Origin of the sequence: Kitasatospora sp. NPDC056138 (genome assembly GCF_042264695.1) — a bacterium.
Classification (GTDB): Bacteria; Actinomycetota; Actinomycetes; order Streptomycetales; family Streptomycetaceae; genus Kitasatospora.
The window spans coordinates 1-19,142 of record NZ_JBHJVK010000057.1 but is presented as its reverse complement, the minus strand read 5'-3'; the positions used below and the strand labels follow the sequence as shown (position 1 = coordinate 19,142).

Annotated in this window: 14 protein-coding genes and 1 other RNA gene; 14 read left to right on the top strand and 1 reads right to left on the bottom strand. The window is 72.4% G+C overall.

What is annotated here, in order from left to right:
* Positions 1 to 60 precede the first annotated feature (60 nt).
* From ACFC1R_RS28540 to prfB, 3 genes are all read left to right on the top strand, one after another.
* The gene (locus ACFC1R_RS28540) at positions 61 to 1,962 is read left to right on the top strand and encodes a serine/threonine-protein kinase (RefSeq protein WP_375943382.1); all 1,902 of its coding nucleotides are present in this window, start codon (positions 61 to 63) and stop codon (positions 1,960 to 1,962) included.
* Between the two features lie 158 nt (positions 1,963 to 2,120).
* Positions 2,121 to 3,434, top strand: coding sequence for a serine/threonine-protein kinase (locus ACFC1R_RS28535; RefSeq protein WP_375943380.1), 1,314 nt, complete (start codon positions 2,121 to 2,123; stop codon positions 3,432 to 3,434).
* A 35-nt stretch (positions 3,435 to 3,469) separates the two neighbouring features.
* Entirely contained in the window at positions 3,470 to 4,582 is a 1,113-nt protein-coding gene (gene prfB, locus ACFC1R_RS28530; RefSeq protein WP_375943378.1) for a peptide chain release factor 2, read from the top strand.
* Between the two features lie 109 nt (positions 4,583 to 4,691).
* On the opposite strand, the gene ACFC1R_RS28525 is transcribed toward prfB, so the two are convergent.
* Complete coding sequence (locus tag ACFC1R_RS28525; protein WP_375943376.1) at positions 4,692 to 4,886, bottom strand: hypothetical protein; 195 nt, start codon at positions 4,884 to 4,886, stop codon at positions 4,692 to 4,694.
* 341 nt (positions 4,887 to 5,227) lie between these two features.
* Here ACFC1R_RS28525 and ftsE point away from each other — a divergent pair, with 341 nt between their 5' ends.
* The 11 genes from ftsE to ACFC1R_RS28470 all read left to right on the top strand — a co-directional run bounded on the left by ftsE (position 5,228) and on the right by ACFC1R_RS28470 (position 18,916).
* Complete coding sequence (gene ftsE, locus ACFC1R_RS28520) at positions 5,228 to 5,917, top strand: cell division ATP-binding protein FtsE (protein ID WP_045303489.1); 690 nt, start codon at positions 5,228 to 5,230, stop codon at positions 5,915 to 5,917.
* Between the two features lie 52 nt (positions 5,918 to 5,969).
* A complete protein-coding gene (gene ftsX / locus ACFC1R_RS28515) occupies positions 5,970 to 6,881 on the top strand; it encodes a permease-like cell division protein FtsX (RefSeq protein WP_375943374.1) in 912 nt (303 codons plus the stop codon).
* 98 nt (positions 6,882 to 6,979) lie between these two features.
* On the top strand, positions 6,980 to 8,095 hold the full coding sequence (locus ACFC1R_RS28510; protein ID WP_375943372.1) for a S41 family peptidase: 1,116 nt from the start codon (positions 6,980 to 6,982) through the stop codon (positions 8,093 to 8,095).
* Positions 8,096 to 8,170: 75 nt separating this feature from the next.
* A complete protein-coding gene (gene smpB / locus ACFC1R_RS28505) occupies positions 8,171 to 8,650 on the top strand; it encodes an SsrA-binding protein SmpB (protein WP_375943370.1) in 480 nt (159 codons plus the stop codon).
* 78 nt (positions 8,651 to 8,728) lie between these two features.
* Positions 8,729 to 10,027, top strand: coding sequence for an alpha/beta hydrolase-fold protein (locus ACFC1R_RS28500; RefSeq protein ID WP_375943368.1), 1,299 nt, complete (start codon positions 8,729 to 8,731; stop codon positions 10,025 to 10,027).
* A gap of 91 nt (positions 10,028 to 10,118) precedes the next feature.
* Positions 10,119 to 10,497, top strand: a transfer-messenger RNA (tmRNA) gene (ssrA, locus tag ACFC1R_RS28495).
* Positions 10,498 to 10,728: 231 nt separating this feature from the next.
* Positions 10,729 to 12,099: a nitrate/nitrite transporter gene (locus tag ACFC1R_RS28490; RefSeq protein WP_375943366.1), complete on the top strand. Its 1,371-nt coding sequence runs from the start codon at positions 10,729 to 10,731 to the stop codon at positions 12,097 to 12,099.
* Between the two features lie 222 nt (positions 12,100 to 12,321).
* Positions 12,322 to 13,485 carry a uroporphyrinogen-III synthase gene (locus tag ACFC1R_RS28485; protein WP_375943364.1) on the top strand — a complete coding sequence of 388 codons (1,164 nt, stop codon included), beginning with the start codon at positions 12,322 to 12,324 and terminating at the stop codon, positions 13,483 to 13,485.
* A gap of 418 nt (positions 13,486 to 13,903) precedes the next feature.
* A complete protein-coding gene (locus ACFC1R_RS28480; RefSeq protein WP_375943428.1) occupies positions 13,904 to 16,234 on the top strand; it encodes a HelD family protein in 2,331 nt (776 codons plus the stop codon).
* Between the two features lie 434 nt (positions 16,235 to 16,668).
* Positions 16,669 to 18,141, top strand: a complete 1,473-nt coding sequence (locus ACFC1R_RS28475; protein WP_375943362.1) for an NAD-dependent malic enzyme — start codon at positions 16,669 to 16,671, stop codon at positions 18,139 to 18,141.
* 493 nt (positions 18,142 to 18,634) lie between these two features.
* The gene (locus ACFC1R_RS28470) at positions 18,635 to 18,916 is read left to right on the top strand and encodes an HU family DNA-binding protein (protein WP_280698842.1); all 282 of its coding nucleotides are present in this window, start codon (positions 18,635 to 18,637) and stop codon (positions 18,914 to 18,916) included.
* Positions 18,917 to 19,142: the final 226 nt, after the last annotated feature.

Sequence of the window (19,142 nt, the reverse complement as noted above, 5' to 3'; positions counted from 1 at the left end):
GCAGCCCGTCGCGAACGGGCCCCTCCTCGGCCGATGGAGGGCGCGGAGAGAGAGTCACAGGTGCGGCCAGTCGGCAGCAAGTATCTGCTTGAGGAAACCCTCGGGCGCGGGGCCACCGGCACCGTGTGGCGCGCCCTGGTGCGGGAGGACGCCGCCGTTCCCGGCATCGAACCCGGGCGGCCCGTCGCGATCAAGATACTGCGCGAGGAGCTCGCGGCCGATCCGGACGTGGTGATGCGCTTCCTGCGCGAGCGCTCGGTCCTGCTGCGGCTCACCCACCCGAACATCGTCAGGGTTCGCGACCTGGTGGTCGAGGGTGAGCTGCTGGCGCTGGTGATGGACCTGGTCGAGGGCCCCGACCTGTACCGCTACCTGCGCACCAACGGGCCGTTCAGCCCGGTCGCGGGCGCGCTGCTGATGGCCCAGATCGCCGACGCGCTGGCCGCGAGCCACACCGACGGCATCGTCCACCGCGACCTCAAGCCGGCCAACGTCCTGCTCGCCACCGTCGCCGTGGACGGTGCCGAGCGGATGCACCCGATGCTCACCGACTTCGGTATCGCCCGGCTCGCCGACTCCCCGGGCATCACCCGCACCCACGAGTTCGTCGGCACCCCCGCGTACGTCGCCCCGGAGTCCGCCGACGGCCGTCCGCAGACCGCGGCCGTGGACGTCTACGGCGCCGGGATCATGCTGTACGAGCTGGTCACCGGCCGTCCGCCGTTCGAGGGCGACAGCCCGGTGGCGATCCTGGCCGCGCACCTGCGGGAGGAGCCGCAGCGTCCGCGCACCATGCCCGAGCCGCTCTGGACGGTGATCGAGCGCTGCCTGCGCAAGAACCCGGCCGAGCGCCCCAGCGCGGTCTCGCTGGCGCACGCCCTGCGGGTGGTCGCCGCCGGGATCGGCGTGCACTCCTCCCCGGCGGCGGTGGACGCGGCGATCGAGGTCGGTGCCCTGCTGCTGCCCGACCCCCGGCTGATCGCCGCGTCCGGCGCCGGGGTGCAGGCCGGTGAGGCCCTCGCCGACGCCTTCGGGGAGGCCGCCCCGACCCAGGTGCTGCCCTCCAATGCGGGCAGCTACGACCCGGCGGCCGCCACCCAGGTCTTCGGTGCCGCGCCCGGTGTCCAGCAGTTCGGCGCGCAGGACCGCACCCAGGTGATGGGCACCCCGCCCGCCGGTGCCGCGGACCGGACCGCGGTGATGCCGCCGGTGCCCCCGGCCGGGCCCGCAGGACCGCCGCAGGCCGAGACTCCGCACCCGTGGCAGACCCAGCTGCGCGCCGCCCGTGACCGCAACCAGCAGACCGAGATCGGCTACCTCGACCCGGAGGAGCTGGCGGCCCCGCAGGTGGCCCCGCGCCCGTACCAGGCGCCCCGGCCCGGTCAGCAGCCCCCGCCCGCCCAGCCGCCGTACGGGCGCCCTCCGCAGGGGCAGCAGCGACCCGGCTACGCCGACCGCCCGCCGGTCGCGCCGCCGCCGTACCGGGCCGACCAGGGCGCTCCGGCCCAGCAGCAGCCGTACGGCGGCCGTCAGCCGTACCGGCAGCCGCAGGGGTACCCGCCGCCCCAGCCGTACCAGCAGCAGCCCGCGCAGGGCTACCCGCAGGCGTACCCGCCGCCCGTTCCGCAGCCCGCACCGGCCCCGGCGCCGCAGCCGGCCCGCCGGGCCGAGCCCGCGCCGCCGCGCCGGGCCGAGCCGCCGGCCCCGAGGCCGCGCGACCCCGAGCCCAGGGAGCGCGAACCCCGGCGTGAGGCGCCGCCCGCGCGCGAGCCGCGCCGCCGCAGCCCGAACCGGATGTACATCCCGGGCCTGGGCTGCCTCAAGGGCTGTCTGATGGTGCTGCTGATCCTCGCGGTGGCGGCGGTGGCGCTGTGGAACTTCACGCCGCTTCCGCACTACTGGGACACCGTGCACGGCTGGTACACCAGCGTGAGCGACTGGTTCGGCAAGTACACCAACTAGCCGACGGCCCGATGGTTCGCGACTTTGCCGCTATGTCGACAATTCGAGATATTTCTCGTCAATTGGCGTCCCCCGGAGCCCTCCCGGCGTCTCCCGGAGGGCTCCGGGGCGCGTAGGTTGGTCGCTGAGCACCGACCTACCGAGCCCACGGAGCAGCATTGGCACGCAAGATCGGCAGCCGGTACACCGTCCACCAGGTGATCGGCCGGGGTTCCGCGGGAACCGTGTGGCTCGGTGAGGGGCCGGACGGACCGGTCGCGGTAAAGCTGCTGCGCGAGGACCTGGCGTCCGACCAGGTACTCGTCGGCCGCTTCGTCCAGGAGCGGACCGCCCTCACCAGCCTGGACCACCCCCGGGTGGTCGGCGTGCACGACATGGTGGTCGACGGCAGCGACCTCGCCCTGGTGATGGAACTGGTGCAGGGCACCGACCTGCGCACCCGGCTGGAGCGCGACGGGGTCCTCACCCCGCGGCACGCCGTCTCGGTGATCGCCGACGTCGCCGACGGCCTCGCCGCCGCCCACGCGGCCGGGATCGTCCACCGCGACGTCAAGCCGGAGAACGTCCTGCTCGACCTCGCCGCTCCGCCGGGCCCCGGCGGTGCCCCGCGCGCCAAGCTCACCGACTTCGGCATCGCCCGCCTGGTCGACGCCCCGCGCCGGACCCGTGCCACCCGGATCATCGGCACCCCCGACTACCTCGCCCCGGAGATCATCGAGGGCCTGGAGCCCCGGGCCGCCGTCGACATCTACGCCCTGGCCACCGTGCTGTACGAGGTCCTGGCGGGCTTCACCCCGTTCGGCGGCGGGCACACCGGGGCCGTGCTGCGCCGCCACGTCACCGAGTCCGTCCCGCCCGTCCCCGGGCTGCCGGACGGCCTGTGGCGGATCATCGCCGAGTGCCTGGCCAAGGCCCCGGCGTCCCGGCTGCGCGCCGCCGAGCTGGCCGAGCGCCTGCGCGACCAGCTCCCGGTGCTGGACGAGCTGCCCGCGCTGGCGGTCCCGGCGCAGGGCAAGCCGCTCGCGGAGGAGGCGCTGACCCCCGGCGAGGCGGTCTACGCCGAGGCCGAGACGGGCCCCGGCACCCACCGGCGCCGCCGCGGTCCCGCCGTACCGCTGGTCCCCGGGCCGTCCCCGGACTCCACCCGGGACACCCACACCAGCCTGCGCCGCCCCTCCCCGCACGAGCTGGCGTCCTACGCGGCCGAGTCGGACGCCCAGCGCAGCAACGCCGTCCCGGCCGCCCACCGCAAGGGCCGCCGGGCACTGGTCAGGCGCCGCCGGACGATCGCGGTGCTGATCGCGGTGGTGCTGCTGCTGGCGGGAGCGGCGGCGGCGTTCGCGGCCTTCGCCGGCGGCGGGGGTGGCCGCGGCGGCGGCCGGGAGGGCGGCCGGGCGGGCGCGGCGAGCCCGGTGGGGAGCGTCCAGGTGGTCCCGAGCCCCCCGTCCGCTGCCTTGATCCCCCGGTTGTAGCCGAGCTCCTCCGCGGAACCATTAGTCTTGGTTACGTGGCAGCCGTCGATCCTTCCGAAGAGCTCAAGTCCCTCGAAACGACCATGGGGTCGATCGAGGCCGTCCTCGACCTGGACAAGATCCAGGCCGACATCGCGCGTCTGGAGGAGGAGGCAGCCGCCCCCGACCTGTGGGACGACGTCGTGAACGCGCAGAAGGTCACCAGCCGGCTCTCCTTCCTGCAGGGAGAACTGCGCAAGGTGCAGACCCTGCGGGGCCGGGTCGAGGACCTGGGCGTCCTGTTCGAGCTGGCCGAGGACGAGGGCGACGCGGACGCCCGCGCCGAGGCCGAGTCCGAGCTGGTCTCGGTCAAGAAGGCCGTCGAGGAGCTGGAGGTCCGCACCCTCCTCTCCGGCGAGTACGACGCCCGTGAGGCCCTGGTCAACATCCGGGCCGAGGCCGGTGGCGTGGACGCCGCCGACTTCGCCGAGCAGCTGCTGCGCATGTACCTGCGCTGGGCCGAGCGGCACGGCTACTCGACCGAGGTCTACGACACCTCCTACGCGGAGGAGGCCGGCATCAAGTCCGCGACCTTCACCGTGAAGTCCCCCTACGCCTACGGCACCCTCTCGGTCGAGCAGGGCACCCACCGCCTGGTGCGCATCTCCCCGTTCGACAACCAGGGCCGTCGCCAGACGTCCTTCGCGGGCGTCGAGGTCCTCCCGGTCGTGGAGCAGAGCGACCACGTCGACATCGACGAGTCCGAGCTGCGCATCGACGTCTACCGCGCCTCCGGCCCCGGCGGCCAGGGCGTCAACACCACCGACTCGGCGGTCCGGATCACCCACCTGCCGACCGGTGTCGTGGTCTCCTGCCAGAACGAGCGCTCGCAGATCCAGAACAAGGCCTCGGCGATGAACGTCCTCCAGGCCAAGCTGCTGGAGCGGCGCCGCCAGGAGGAGCGCGCCCTGATGGACTCGCTCAAGGGCGAGGGCAGCTCCTGGGGCAACCAGATGCGCTCGTACGTCCTGCACCCGTACCAGATGGTCAAGGACCTGCGCACCGAGTACGAGGTCGGCAACCCGCAGTCCGTGCTGGACGGCGACATCGACGGCTTCATCGAGGCCGGCATCCGCTGGCGCAAGCAGAGCGAGACGGCCGACAGCTGACGGGCCCGTAGCCTGACGAGCCCGTAACCGAAAGGGCCCCCGGTCACCCGGGGGCCCTTTCGCGTGCCGGTGTCGCGTTGTCGGTGTCCGCGCCCGCGCCCGTCGGTGCCTAGGCCAGGGCCTGCCGGGCGATCAGCGCCACCGCGAGCAGGCCGAGCAGCAGGGCGATCAGCATGGCGGGGGTCAGCGCGGCGAAGGGGCCCTGCTCCTGCTGGAGCCGGGCGCGGTTGGCGCGGCAGACCGGGCAGCGGCCCTCGCTCACGCGGCCGTTGCAGTTGGCGCACACCAGATGGTCGCAGGTCATGCGATCTCCTCCTTGCTGCTAAGCCAACGCACCGGACGCGGCTTTGGTTCCGCTTCTCTCCACTGTGCCAGGTTCTGGACGGTACGGCCCGTGGGCTGTGAAATCGCTCGCATTATTCGGGGCAAATCAGGACACTTCTCCCATGCTTGCGGACGGGGCCTGCGAGTCCTCACGCGGGTCGCGTATGGTCCCAGGCTGGAGGAGAGGCACAGGGCCCCTCCTGCCGACCGAGGAACGGCACCGCGGGGCCGCGCCCTCCGGCCTTGAGTTTAACGATCGGGTCACGGAGGTTTGGCCGAGCCGGTCGCCATTCCACCTAGGATGGCCCCCGTGATGCAGCCGTGATCAGATTCGACAACGTCTCCAAGACCTATCCCAAGCAGAACCGTCCCGCCCTGTCGGACGTCTCGCTAGAGATCGAGAAGGGCGAGTTCGTCTTCCTGGTCGGCTCCTCGGGATCGGGCAAGTCGACCTTCCTGCGCCTGTGCCTGCGCGAGGAGCGGCCGAGCACCGGTGCGGTGCACGTGCTGGGCAAGGACCTCGGCAAGCTGTCCAACTGGAAGGTGCCGCACATGCGCCGCCAACTGGGCACCGTCTTCCAGGACTTCCGCCTGCTGCCGAACAAGACGGTGGCGCAGAACGTGGCCTTCGCCCTCGAGGTGATCGGCAAGCCCAAGAGCGCCATCAACAAGGTGGTGCCCGAGGTGCTGGACCTGGTCGGCCTCGGCGGCAAGGAGGACCGGATGCCCGGTGAGCTCTCCGGTGGTGAGCAGCAGCGCGTGGCGATCGCCCGGGCCTTCGTCAACCGCCCGATGCTGCTGATCGCGGACGAGCCCACCGGTAACCTCGACCCGCAGAACTCGGTCGGCATCATGAAGCTGCTGGACCGGATCAACCGCACCGGGACGACGGTCCTGATGGCCACTCACGACCAGGCCATCGTCGACCAGATGCGCAAGCGAGTGATCGAGCTCGACAAGGGGCTGCTGGTCCGCGACCAGGCCCGCGGCGTCTACGGCTACCAGCACTGACGCCCCGCCCGCCACGTCGCCCCACCCGCATTGACCCTGGAGTGAGATAAGCATGCGCGCCCAGTTCGTCCTGTCGGAGATCGGTGTCGGTCTCCGCCGCAACCTGACGATGACCATCGCGGTCGTCGTCAGTGTCGCGCTGTCGCTCGCCCTCGCCGGTGCCAGCCTCCTGGTCAGGGACCAGGTCAACTCGATGAAGGGTTACTGGTACGACAAGGTCGAGGTGAGCATCTACTTCTGCACCAAGTCGGACGCCAAGACCTCCGCCCAGTGCTCGGCCGGTGCCGCCACCGACCAGCAGGTCAAGGACGTCAAGACGCAGCTGGACAAGATGACGCAGCTGGTGCAGTCGTCCACCTTCGAGAGCTCGGCGGAGGCGTACAAGCGCTGGAAGGACACCAACCCGGACAACCCGCTGCTCGCCGCCGTCGGCGCGGACGCGATGCCGCAGTCCTGGCGGGTGAAGCTGAACGACCCGGAGAAGTACGACGTCGTGCAGAGCGCCTTCGCGGGCAAGCCGGGCGTCAAGTCGGTCGAGGACCAGCGCAAGATCCTGGAGAACCTGTTCGGTCTGCTGAACGGCCTGCAGACGGCGGCCTTCGTGATCATGGTGCTGATGCTCTTCGTGGCGCTGCTGCTGATCGTCAACACCGTCCGGGTGTCGGCCTTCAGCCGACGGCGCGAGACCGGCATCATGCGCCTGGTCGGTGCTTCGAACTTCTACGTCCAGATGCCGTTCATCGCCGAGGCGGCGTTCGCCGCGCTGCTGGGTGCGGTGATGGCCTCCGGGCTGCTGCTGGCCGGGCACTTCTTCGTGCAGAACTTCCTGGCCCAGCGGGTGCAGTTCATCCACTTCATCGGGCTCTCCTCGGTGCTGACGGTGATCCCGCTGCTGGTCGTGCTCGGTATGGGCATGGCCGGTATCGCGGCCTTCATCACCCTGCGGAAGTACCTGAAGGTCTGATCCGGCATCAGGAACGGCCCCGGAACGGCACCGCGCCGCTCCGGGGCCGTTCCGCTTTCGGCCACCGCCGAGACCTGCGGCGCCTAGACTCCGGTGCCATGGCACGAACACCGAGCGGGGTACGGCAGGGCGCCGCACTCACCCTGGTGTTCGGCACCGTGCTGCTGGTGGGCGCGGCCACCGGCGCCTGGGGCGAACCGGTCGCGGTGCCCCGGCCGCCCTCGGCCGACGCCGCCCGCCGGCTCGCCGATCCCGCGGGCGCCGCCCTGACCCGGCAGCAGGCCGAGCGGCTGGTCGAGACCGGCGGCGACCCCTGGGCCGCGTACTACAGCCCCGAGGCGTACCGGGACTTCACCCAGGGGCGGTACCTCGGGGTGGGCCTCTCGGTGGGTCGGGCGCAGGACGGGAGCACCGCCGTCTCCCAGGTGCAGCCCGCCGGACCGGCCGAGCAGGCCGGGATCGCGGCGGGCGACCGGCTGCTGCGCGTCGACGGCGTTGCGGCCGACCCGCTGCCGGTCACCGAGGTGGTGGCCCGGCTGCGCGGCCGGCCCGAGGGCGGGGCGGGTTCGACCGTGGTGCTCGGGGTGCAGCGCCAGGGCGGTCCGGTGCGCGAGCTGGTGCTCCGGCGGCGGTTGCTGGCGGCGCGGGAGGTGACGGTGGAGCACCCGCGCCCCGGTGTGGTCCGGGTGGCCGTACGGGGCTTCACCGACGGCGTGGCCGAGCAGGTGCGGGCCGCCGTCCGGGGCGCCCGCGGGGTGGTGCTCGACCTGCGCGGCAACTCCGGCGGCCTGGTCGGCGAGGCCGTCGAGACCGCCTCCCTCTTCCTGGACGGCGGCCCGGTGGCCTGGTACGAGTCGCGCGGCGAGCGGCGCGACCTGACCGCGGCGCGGGGCGGCGACACCGCCACCCCGCTGGTGGTCCTGGTCGACGGCGGCACCATGAGCGCCGCCGAGCTGCTCGCGGGTGCCCTGCAGGACCGCTGCCGCGCGGTGCTGGTCGGCGCCCGCACCTTCGGCAAGGGCACGGTGCAGCAGCCCAGCCGGCTCGCCGACGGCGCGGTCCTGGAACTCACCGTCGGCCGCTACCACACCCCCGGCGGCCGCACCCCGGACGGCACCGGCCTGACCCCCGACGTCCCGCTGCCCGCCGGGGCCGCCCCGCAGGACGCGCCGGCGCTGGCCGACACCGTCCTCCTGGGCCTCGGCCGCGGCTGACGGCACCTCGGGACGCACCCCGCCGGGTAAAGGGGCTGCCGGAGGGCGCCCCGAGGTGCGAGAATGATCGGCGCTATGGCAAAGGAAAAGGGACAGAAGCTGATCGCCCAGAACAAGCGGGCGCGGCACGAGTACACGATTCTCGACACATACGAGTGCGGCATGGTGCTCACCGGCACCGAGGTGAAGTCGCTGCGTGAGGGTCGTGCCAATCTGGTGGACGGCTACGCCTACATCCAGGGGCACGAGGCATGGATCGACAACGTCTTCATCCCTGAGTACACCCAGGGCACGTGGACGAACCACGCCGCTCGGCGCAAGCGCAAGCTGCTGCTGCACCGGATGGAGATCCGGAAGATCGAGTCCAAGGTGAAGGAGACCGGGCACACCCTGGTGCCGCTCTCCCTCTACTTCAAGGACGGCCGGGTGAAGCTCGAGCTGGCGCTGGCCGTCGGCAAGAAGCTGTACGACAAGCGGCAGACGCTGCGCGAGAAGCAGGACCGCCGCGAGTCGGACCGCGCGGTGGCTGCCGCCCGCCGCCGTCAACAGGGCTGACACCCCGCGACTGTCGCAGTTTCGTCCCAAGACCACCTGCCCGTCGGAGCCGCACCGGATCGTCAGTACGATCACCCGGTGAATGTCTCCCTGCTTCAAGGCTGGCTCCCGGCCGCGATGAAGATCGTGGCCGTACTGGCGCTGCTGGCGGCAGTCGGCTGGCGTGACTCCGGCTGGCGGCTGCGCCGACTGCCGGTGGCACTCGGTTCGGCCGTCCTGCTCACGGTGCTCGCCGCGCTCGGTGTGCTCTACCTGTCCGGGGTCACCGACCCGCTGCCGGTCAGCCTCTGGGTCTGGCTCGGTGTGGCGATCCTGGCGCTGGCCGTCCTGGTGGCCGGCTGGCGCAGCGGACGCTGGTGGCAGCGTGCGGCGGTGCCGGTGACGGTGCTGCTCGCGGTCGCCACCGGCGCGAACGTGATCAACCAGGAGACGGGCTACTACCCGACCGTCGGCGACGCCATCGGGGAGCTGACCAACCAGCCGCTGCCGAGCCAGATCACGGTGGACGAGGCGAAGAGCATCACCGGCAAGACCAGCACCGGCCGGATCGTGTCGGTGACCATTCCCTCCACGGCGAGCAACTTCGCCCACCGGCAGGAACTGGTCTACCTGCCGCCGGCCTGGTTCCGCAGCAAGGTCCGACCCAAGCTGCCCGTGGTGGAGATGGTCGGCGGCGAGTTCTCCGCCCCCGACAACTGGCTGCGGATCGGCAACGCGGCGCAGACCGCCGACGCGTACGCCAAGAAGCACAAGGGCTTCGCGCCCGTCATGGTCTTCGTGGACCCCAGCGGCGGGTTCAAGGTCGACACCGAGTGCGCCAACGGTCCGGCCGGGAACGCCCAGGACCACCTGGTCAAGGACGTGCCGCCGTTCGTCGCGAGCACCTTCGAGACCGCCACCGACCCCCGCAAGTGGGGGGTGGCCGGCTGGTCCATGGGCGGCACCTGCGCCCTCACCCTGGCGGTGACCCACCCGGACGTCTTCGGGCACTTCCTCGACATCTCCGGTGACCTCGGCCCGAACACCGGCAACAAGGACCAGACCATCGCCAAGCTGTACGGCGGTGACGCGGCCGCCTGGGCCGCCAACGACCCGATGACCGTGCTCGCCCACCACGCGAAGTACCCCAAGGGCGTGACCGCGATGCTGATGGCGGGCGACCAGGAGACCCGGCAGATCGGCCAGATGAAGCAGCAGCTGGAACCCGCGCTGCACAAGGCCGGATACCTGGTCCACACCACCGTCCTGCCCGGCAAGCACGTCTGGCAGTTCGCCGCCACCGGCTTCCAGCACGATTTCGCGCTGCTCGCCCAGCAGGTCGGCACCCCGGGCTCCCGCCCCGCCGCCGCCAAGCCGGAGGTCGCGCCCCTGCCGTAATGAGCTGGACCCCTGCCGGTGACTGCGCGTACCATGGCGACAGCAACACCGCAGGGGTCCACTCCGGCGGAGCTGTTTCTCAAAAAAACATGGGGATGATCGGTTTCGACAGGGGAAGTCGAAACAGGGGAAGCGAGCCGAGGAACGCGGCAATGATCTCGTTAACCATCTGTCGCAAAAAAATAATCGCCAACTCTAAGCGCGATTCCCAGCAGTTCGCTCTCGCAGCCTGATCTGCGAAAGTGAATGGGTGTCAGCCCGGGGCGTTCCCGACCCGGATCCTGGCATAATCTAGGGAACTCAACCCTCCTCTCGGGCTGCGAGGGAGGCGGGGAAATCAAACAGCAGCTGGGCCTGTTGGCGGCTTGTCCGCGTGACTGCCAGGGCCGAGAAAATCACAGCGGACTGCGCTCGGAGAAGCCCTGAATCCACTCCACTGGACCCGGGTTCGATTCCCGGCATCTCCACCATCCCATGTGCACATGAGCCGTCCTCCGGTCCGGAGGGCGGCTCTCGTGTTTCTCCGGGAGCGCCGTCCCCTTTCCCGTGCCGCTGTCCCCACACGCGGAACCGTCCCTCTCACACCGTCGCGGCGGCGGGGGTGAGTGGACGGTTCCGCGGGCGTCACCGCGCACAACGGACCGGAAACCCCGGACTCCTACCGTCGGTCGCACACCGCACCGGCAGGCAAGGGGAGACCGATGAGAGCAGGCCCGCAGTCCGGACCGGGGACCCGCTGGATCCAGGACTGGCACCCCGAGGACACCGCGTTCTGGGCGCGCACCGGACGCCGGACCGCCCACCGCAACCTGGCTTTCTCCGTCCTCTCCGAGCACATCGGCTTCTCCGTCTGGAGCCTCTGGTCGGTGATGGTGCTCTTCATGGGGAGGGAGTACCACGTCGACCCGGCCGGAAAGTTCTTCCTGGTCGCCGTACCGACCGTGGTCGGCGCCCTGGTGCGGATCCCGTACACCTTCGCGGTGGCCCGCTTCGGCGGCCGGAACTGGACCGTCGTCTCCGCCGCCCTCCTGCTGCTGCCCCTCCTCGCGGCCGGGTGCGTGATGCACCCGGGCACCTCGTACCGGACCTTCCTGCTGGTCGCGGCGCTCACCGGGCTGGGCGGCGGCAACTTCGCGTCGTCGATGTCCAACATCAACGCCTTCTTCCCGCAGCACCGCAAGGGCTGGGCGCTGGGGCTCAACGCGGGCGGCGGCAACCTCGGCGTACCGGTGATCCAACTGGTCGCGCTCGCCGTGATCGCCCGGGCGGGCGCCGGACACCCCCGGCTGGTGCTCGCGCTCTACCTGCCGCTGATCGTCCTCGCGGCGCTCTGCGCGGCCCTGTTCATGGACAACCTGGCGCCACTGCGCAACGACGGCGGCGCGCTGCGGGACACCCTGAAGGAACGGCACACCTGGCTGTTGTCGGTGCTCTACGTCGGCACCTTCGGCTCGTTCATCGGCTTCTCCTTCGCCTTCGGCCTGGTGCTGCAGAGCCAGTTCGGACGGACCCCGCTGCAGGCCGCCCAGCTCACCTTCCTCGGACCGCTGATCGGCTCGCTGGTCCGGCCGGTCGGCGGCCGGCTCGCCGACCGGCTCGGCGGGGCCCGGATCACCTTCTGGAACTTCGTCGCCATGGCCGCCGCGGCCGCGCTGGTGACCTGTGCCTCCTCGGCCGCCTCGCTGCCGCTCTTCCTGACCGGGTTCACCGCGCTGTTCGTCCTCGCCGGGATCGGCAACGGCTCCACGTACAAGATGATCCCCGGCATCTTCGAGGCCGGGGCCAGGGACCGGATCGCGGCCGGGGCCGACGCCGAGCGGGCAGCCGCCTGGTCCCGGCGGATGTCGGGTGCGGCGATCGGCGTGATCGGCGCGGTGGGCGCGCTCGGCGGACTGCTGATCAATCTGGTCTTCCGGCAGTCCTTCCAGGCCACCGGCACCGGTACGCCCGCCTTCCTCGCCTTCCTGGCCGGGTACGCCGTCTGCTCCGCCCTCACCTGGGCGGCCTACCTCCGCCGTCCGGTCACCGCCGCGCCGGCCGCGGTCGAGAGCCCGGCGCCGGCCCGGGTCTGAGCACGGCCGCTGCCGGGCGCGACCCCACCGCTGATCCACCGCCCGCGACCGCTCGGCCCGGCCCCGGCGGTGGCCCGAGACCCGGCCGGACGGGCGCAACACGACGGAAATCGGAGCGACCCGGGGGCGTCACCACCGCACGACAGGATGACCGTCCCACCCGTAAACCCCCGGACCGGGTCGGCCGCAGGCCGGGGGAGCCCCACCGAAGGACCCCCGACCATGGACGCCTCGCACCCCGGTCCGCCCGGCACCCCCACCGTTCCCCCGCTGGCCGGCTTCACCGTCGGCATCACCGCCGCCCGCCGCGCCGACGAGCTCGCCGCCCTGCTCCAGCGCCGCGGCGCCGCCGTGCTGCGCGCCCCCGCACTGCGGATCGTGCCGCTCGCCGACGACGCCGAACTGCTCGCCGCCACCCGGGACCTGCTGGCCGCGCCGCCGGACCTCGCGGTCGCCACCACCGGGATCGGCTTCCGGGGCTGGATCGAAGCCGCCGAGGGCTGGGGCCTGGCCGGCGAACTGACCGCCTGCCTCGGCAGGGCCGTCCTGCTGGCGCGCGGCCCCAAGGCCAAGGGCGCGATCCGGGCCGCCGGGCTGCGCGAGGAGTGGTCACCCGGGTCGGAGTCCTCCGTGGAAGTGCTGGAACGGCTGCTCGACCAGGGCGTGGACGGCCGCCGGATCGCCGTCCAGCTGCACGGCGCGCCGCTGCGCGGCTTCGTCGACTCGCTCCGGGCCGCCGGCGCCGAGGTGGTCGAGGTCCCCGTCTACCGCTGGCTGCCGCCGGCCGACAGCGCTCCGCTGGACCGGCTCCTCGACGCCACCTGCAGCGGCTCCCTCGACGCCGTCACCTTCACCAGCGCCCCCGCCGCCCTCGGCCTGCTCGACCGCGCCGCCGAACGCAGCCGAACCGCCGAACTGCTGCACGCCCTGCGCCGCGACGTCCTCCCGGTCTGCGTCGGCCCCGTCACCGCCGCACCGCTGGAGGAGCTGGACGTGGCCACCGTCCGGCCCGAGCGGATGCGGCTCGGCGCCATGGTGCAGACCCTCACCGCCGAACTGCCGCAGCGGGCCCGCCGCCTCGCCGTCGCCGGGCACGGCCTCGAACTGCGCGGCCGGGCGGTCCTGGTGGACGGCGAGCTCCGGCCGGTACCGCCCGCCGGCATGGCCCTGCTGCGGGCACTCGCGAGACGGCCCGGGTGGGTCGTCCCGCGCGCCGAACTGCTGCGGGCACTACCCGGCAGCGGCGCCGACGAGCACGCCGTGGAGACCGCGATGGCCCGTCTGCGAGCTGCCCTGCGCGCACCCGAACTGGTCGCCACCGTGGTCAAGCGCGGCTACCGCCTGGCCCTCGACCCGCACGCGGACTTCGGCGCCCCCTCCCGCTGAGGTCCTGCGGCCCCGGGAAACCGCGCCCCGGGCAACCCGGCAACCGGGCCCCCGCCGGGGACACGCGGAGCCGCGCGGGCCGGAACCGGCCGCCCCGCGCTCTGCCGGCCCGGGGCGGGGAGCGCCGCGCGGCTTCCGTCCCGAGCGCTCCCCGGCCGTGCCCCTGCTGTGCCCCCCGGTCGTCCGGAAGGGCTCCTGCCGGAGAAGTCTTCTGCCGGTTCGCGCAGTTCCCCGCGCCTTCGGGACCATCCGGTGCTGCCGCCGACGGGGTGGGCTGGCGTAGGATCATCCGTCCGCCTTCTCTCCCGGAGGCGGCGATCCATCACCCGCAGGACGCACCTCAGGGGGCTCTTTGGGCGCGCACGGCTCAGCCCAGCAGTTCACCGCCGCAACCACCGAGGCCATGCACAGCACCGCCATGCACAGCACCAGCACTGCCGCCACCGCCGGCGCCACCACCATCGACGGCATCGCCCACGACGGCGACACCGTCCGCGATCGCGAGATCGCCGAGGAGCAACGCCACCTCGACACCGTCTACCACCGTCTCGAGGAGAAGCTGGCCGAAGCCGAGTACATCCTCGAGGACGCCGTGAAGCGGGTCCAGGTCGGTACGCCCGGCGCGCTCGCCGAGCGCGACGCCCAGGTCTACCGGGCCGGGGCCCACCTGCACCGGCTCAACAGCGAGTTCGAGGACTTCCTGTTCGGCCGGATCGACCTCCAGCAGGCCGACGCGCCCGAGGAGCACGGCATCCCCTCGCAGACCCCGATGGATCCGGCCGACCCGGCCGTCGCGGAGACCCTGCACATCGGACGCCTCGGCGTGCTGGACGCCGAGTTCGGCCCGCTGGTGATCGACTGGCGGGCCCCCGCCGCCGCACCGTTCTACCGCGCCACCCCGGTCGAGCCCGGCCGGGTGGTCCGCCGCCGGGTGATCCGTTCCAAGGGCCGCAAGGTGATCGGAGTCGAGGACGACCTGCTGCGTCCCGACCTCACGCCCACCCTGGACGGCCGCGAGCTGGCCGTGGTCGGCGACGGCGCACTGATGGCCTCGCTCGGCCGCGCCCGCAGCCACTCGATGCGCGACATCGTCTCCTCCATCCAGAAGGAGCAGGACGAGGTCATCCGCGCCGCCGCGGCCGGGGCGACCCTGGTCACCGGCGGTCCGGGCACCGGCAAGACCGCCGTCGCCCTGCACCGGGCCGCCTTCCTGCTCTACCAGGACCGCCGCCGCTACGCCGGGGGCATCCTGGTGGTCAGCCCCACCCCACTGCTGGTCTCCTACACCGAGGGCGTCCTGCCCTCCCTCGGCGAGGAGGGCCAGGTGGCGATCCGCGCGGTCGGCAGCCTGGTGGACGGCATCGAGGCGGAGCGGTACGACACCCCCGAGACCGCCCACGTCAAGGGCTCGGGCCGGATGGTGCAGCTGCTGCGCCGGGCCGCCCGGGCCGCGCTGGAGCTGGCCGCGCCGACCGAGCTGAAGGTCTTCGCCCGGGGCGAGGCGCTGCGCCTGGACGCCGGCCGCCTCAAGGCGGTGCGCGGCAACGTGATCGGCGGTGGCGGCACTCCGCTGAACCTGCTGCGCCCGCGCGCCCGCCGCCTGCTGCTGGACGCGCTCTGGCTGGAGGCGGTCAGGCACCTGCCCAAGCCGACCGACCACTACGGCCGGGAGCAGCGCCAGGAGGAGAAGGAGTCCTTCGACGAGTACGTCTCGGACGAGGCGTCCTTCCTGGACTTCCTGGACGCCTGGTGGCCGGCCCTCACCCCGCGCCGGGTGCTGGCGACGCTCAGGAACAGCCGGCACACCAACCGGATCGCCCGGCGCGCCGTCACCCCGGAGGAGGCCAGGCTGCTCGCCGCCTCCTGGCGCCACCTCGGCGAGCGCGGCGAGGGCGCGCTGTCCACCCACGACGTGGCCCTGGTCGACGAGCTGCAGCTGCTGCTCGGCGAGCCGGCCCGCCCGAAGGTGCGCGAGGTGGACGCGGTCGACATGCTGACCGGCCTGGACGAGGTCACCACCTACGCCGACCGCAGCGCCCGCCAGCGCGAGCGGGTGCCGGTGGAGCGCCGTGAGTACGCGCACGTGATCGTGGACGAGGCGCAGGACCTCACCCCGATGCAGTGGCGCATGATCGGCCGCCGCTCCCGGATGGCGACCTGGACCATCGTCGGCGACCCGGCGCAGTCCTCCTGGCCGTACCCGAAGGAGGCGCAGGCCGCGCTGGACGAGGTGCTGTCGGGCAAGCCGCGCCGCCGCCACACCCTGACGGTCAACTACCGCAACCCGGCGGAGATCGCCGAGGTCGCGGCCAAGGTGCTGGCCCTGGCCGCGCCGGGTACGCCGTCGCCGAGCGCGGTCCGCTCGACCGGGATCGAGCCGCGGTTCGCCGCCGTGCACGACCCGGCGCCCGAGGCGTTCGCCGAGGCCGCCCGGGTCGAGCTGACCCGGCTGCTGGCCGAGGTGGACGGCACGGTCGCGGTGGTGGTCCCGATGGACCGCAGGGCCGAGGCCGCCGCGTGGGCCGAGGGTCTGGGCGAGCGGGTGGTGGCACTGGGCAGCCTGGAGGCCAAGGGCCTGGAGTACGACGCCACGGTGGTGGCCGACCCGACCGGGATCGCCGGTGAGTCGGAGGCCGGTCTGCGGGTGCTGTACGTGGCGCTGACCCGGGCCACCCAGCGCCTCACGGTGCTGTCCGGGCCGGACGACCTCCCGGACGCCGACGGCGTTCCGGCGCTGCTGCACGGCTAGGGCGGCAGGGGCGCGGGGAACCGCGCCCCTGCCGAGGTCCCCGGTCGTCCGGGGGCGGGACCAACGGCGAAGGCCCCCACCGATGGTGGGGGCCTTCGCCGTTCACGTTGATGACACCGACCCGCCATGCTCGCCTCGCGGCAAGTGGTCGCTCGAAGCGACGAAGGTTGGGCCCGGGGGCTTGGATCGAGCCGGTGTCTCGTCCAATGTAACGCATTGCCGCGAGAAGGCCAGCGGCCACGGCGGATTTTTCGGGTCCGGGTGCGGTGGCCGGAGGGTCTGTTGTGGGGCCCGTGCAATTAATGACCAATATTTCTGACTACCCGCTGGTAGGTGCGACGATCGAGGTCTAGCATGCGCTGGGCTGGCTTCAACAGAATGTTGAATCCGGGGCCCTGCTGCCAACCCTCTCAGTGGATGGAAGAAGGACGTCGATGGCGACGGTGCCAAGTGTCTCGAACTCGATCACGGTGCGTCTGGAGGTCCCGGCCACCGGCAACGCCGTGAGCTCGATCACGACCGCCGTCGAGTCCTCCGGCGGCTCGGTGACCGGCCTGGACGTGACCGCTTCGGGCCTGGAGGCCCTGCGGATCGACGTGACCGTGGCGGCCTCCTCGGTCGCGCACGGCGAGGAGATCGTCGAGAAGCTCCGGGCGATCGACGGGGTGGCGATCGGCAAGGTCTCGGACCGCACCTTCCTGATGCACCTCGGCGGCAAGATCGAGATGTCGTCCAAGCTGCCGATCCGCAACCGTGACGACCTCTCGATGATCTACACCCCGGGTGTCGCCCGGGTCTGCATGGCGATCGCCGAGAACCCCGAGGACGCCCGCCGCCTGACCATCAAGCGCAACAGCGTCGCCGTGGTCACCGACGGCTCCGCCGTGCTGGGCCTGGGCAACATCGGCCCGCAGGCCGCGCTGCCGGTGATGGAGGGCAAGGCGGCCCTGTTCAAGCGCTTCGCGGGCATCGACGCCTGGCCGATCTGCCTGGACACCCAGGACGCCGACGAGATCGTGGCCATCGTCAAGGCCATCGCCCCGGGCTTCGCCGGCATCAACCTGGAGGACATCTCCGCCCCGCGCTGCTTCGAGATCGAGGCCCGGCTGCGCGAGGCCCTGGACATCCCGGTCTTCCACGACGACCAGCACGGCACCGCGATCGTGGTGCTGGCCGCGCTGACCAATGCGCTGCGCGTGGTCGGCAAGGAGATCTCCGACATCCGCGTGGTGATGTCGGGGGCCGGTGCCGCCGGTACTGCGATCCTCAAGCTGCTGCTGGCCGCCGGTGTCGAACACGCCACCGTGGCGGACGTCCGCGGCGTGGTGCACAGCGGCCGTGACGACCTCAACGACAGCCTGCGCTGGATCGCCGAGCACACCAACCGCTCGGGCCGTACCGGCAGCCTGAAGGAGGCCGTGGCGGACGCGGACGTCTTCATCGGCGTCTCGGCCCCGAACGTGCTGAACGGTGACGACATCGCCACCATGGCGGACGACGCGATCGTCTTCGCGCTGGCCAACCCGGACCCGGAGGTCGACCCGGCCGTCGCCCGGCAGACCGCCGCCGTGGTCGCCACCGGCCGCAGCGACTTCCCGAACCAGATCAACAACGTGCTGGTCTTCCCGGGCGTCTTCCGCGGCCTGCTGGACGCGCAGAGCAAGACCGTCAACACCGGCATGATGATCGCCGCCGCCCGCGCGCTGGCCACCACCGTCGGCGACGACCAGCTGAACGCGAACTACATCATCCCCAGCGTGTTCCACCCGGATGTGGCGAAGACCGTCGCCGCCGCCGTGCGGGAGGCCGCGCTGGCTGCCCGCGAGGGTGAGCCGACCCCGGCGAAGCCCACCCCCGGCATCGTCGGGACGCTCGACACGACCTCGTTCCCGGCCATCCGGATCTGACCGGAGTGTCGCCCACGGCGTGTCGGGTAGTCGGTCAAATGTGCGATTAGCCACCATACCCGTCCTTACACGCCCCGAACCCTTGCGACACAAGGGGAAGGGGCGTGTTTGGGCTTGTCGGTGCCAGGGCGTACGGTAGCCCTGCACGGGGCGGCGTGTCCGACAAGTACGGAACGTCCCCTCCGGCGTCCCGGCGTGTCGTCCCGACCGCTGCCCGCTCCGGTCCACCGGAGCCGACGGAGTGTCACAACTCCGTCCGGCGGGCGCTGTTCGGGTCAACCTCGCCGGAGCCCGATTGGCTTTCTCAGTGCCGGTCGGGGCAGGATTCGTACCCAGGCAGTGCGGTTTGAGGCGCTTCGGGGTGCAAGCCCGACCCCTGACCAACCCTCGCCTGAACGAGCACAGTGTGCGGACCAGCGGCCCGCCGGGTGCCCCCGGAGGGTGACCGATGGGGCCCCCGCACACGCAACGCGAACAGACCACAGGAGTACACATGAACCGCAGTGAGCTGGTGGCCGCTCTGGCCGACCGTGCCGAGGTGACCCGCAAGGACGCCGACGCCGTGCTGGCCGCCTTCGCCGAGGTCGTCGGTGAGGTTGTTGCCAAGGGTGACGAGAAGGTCACCATCCCCGGCTTCCTGACCTTCGAGCGCACCCACCGTGCCGCCCGTACCGCCCGTAACCCGCAGACCGGCGACCCGATCCAGATCCCGGCCGGTTTCAGCGCCAAGGTCAGCGCCGGTTCGAAGCTGAAGGAAGCCGCCAAGGGCAAGTGACGTCGGGCTCCTCGGAGCCGCGTCCAGCACAGACGGCGATGGCCGGTCTCCCCCTCGGGGAGACCGGCCATCGGTCGTTCCGGAGCCGTTGCGGGCCGGTGCCGGGGCCGGACCGGGGGGGGGGCCCGGGCCGCCCCCGCCCCCCCCCCCCGCGCCCACCCCCGCGGGCGTGGGGGGGGGGCCCCCGCCGGGGGGGGGGCGGGGCGGGGTCCGGGCGGCGCGCCGT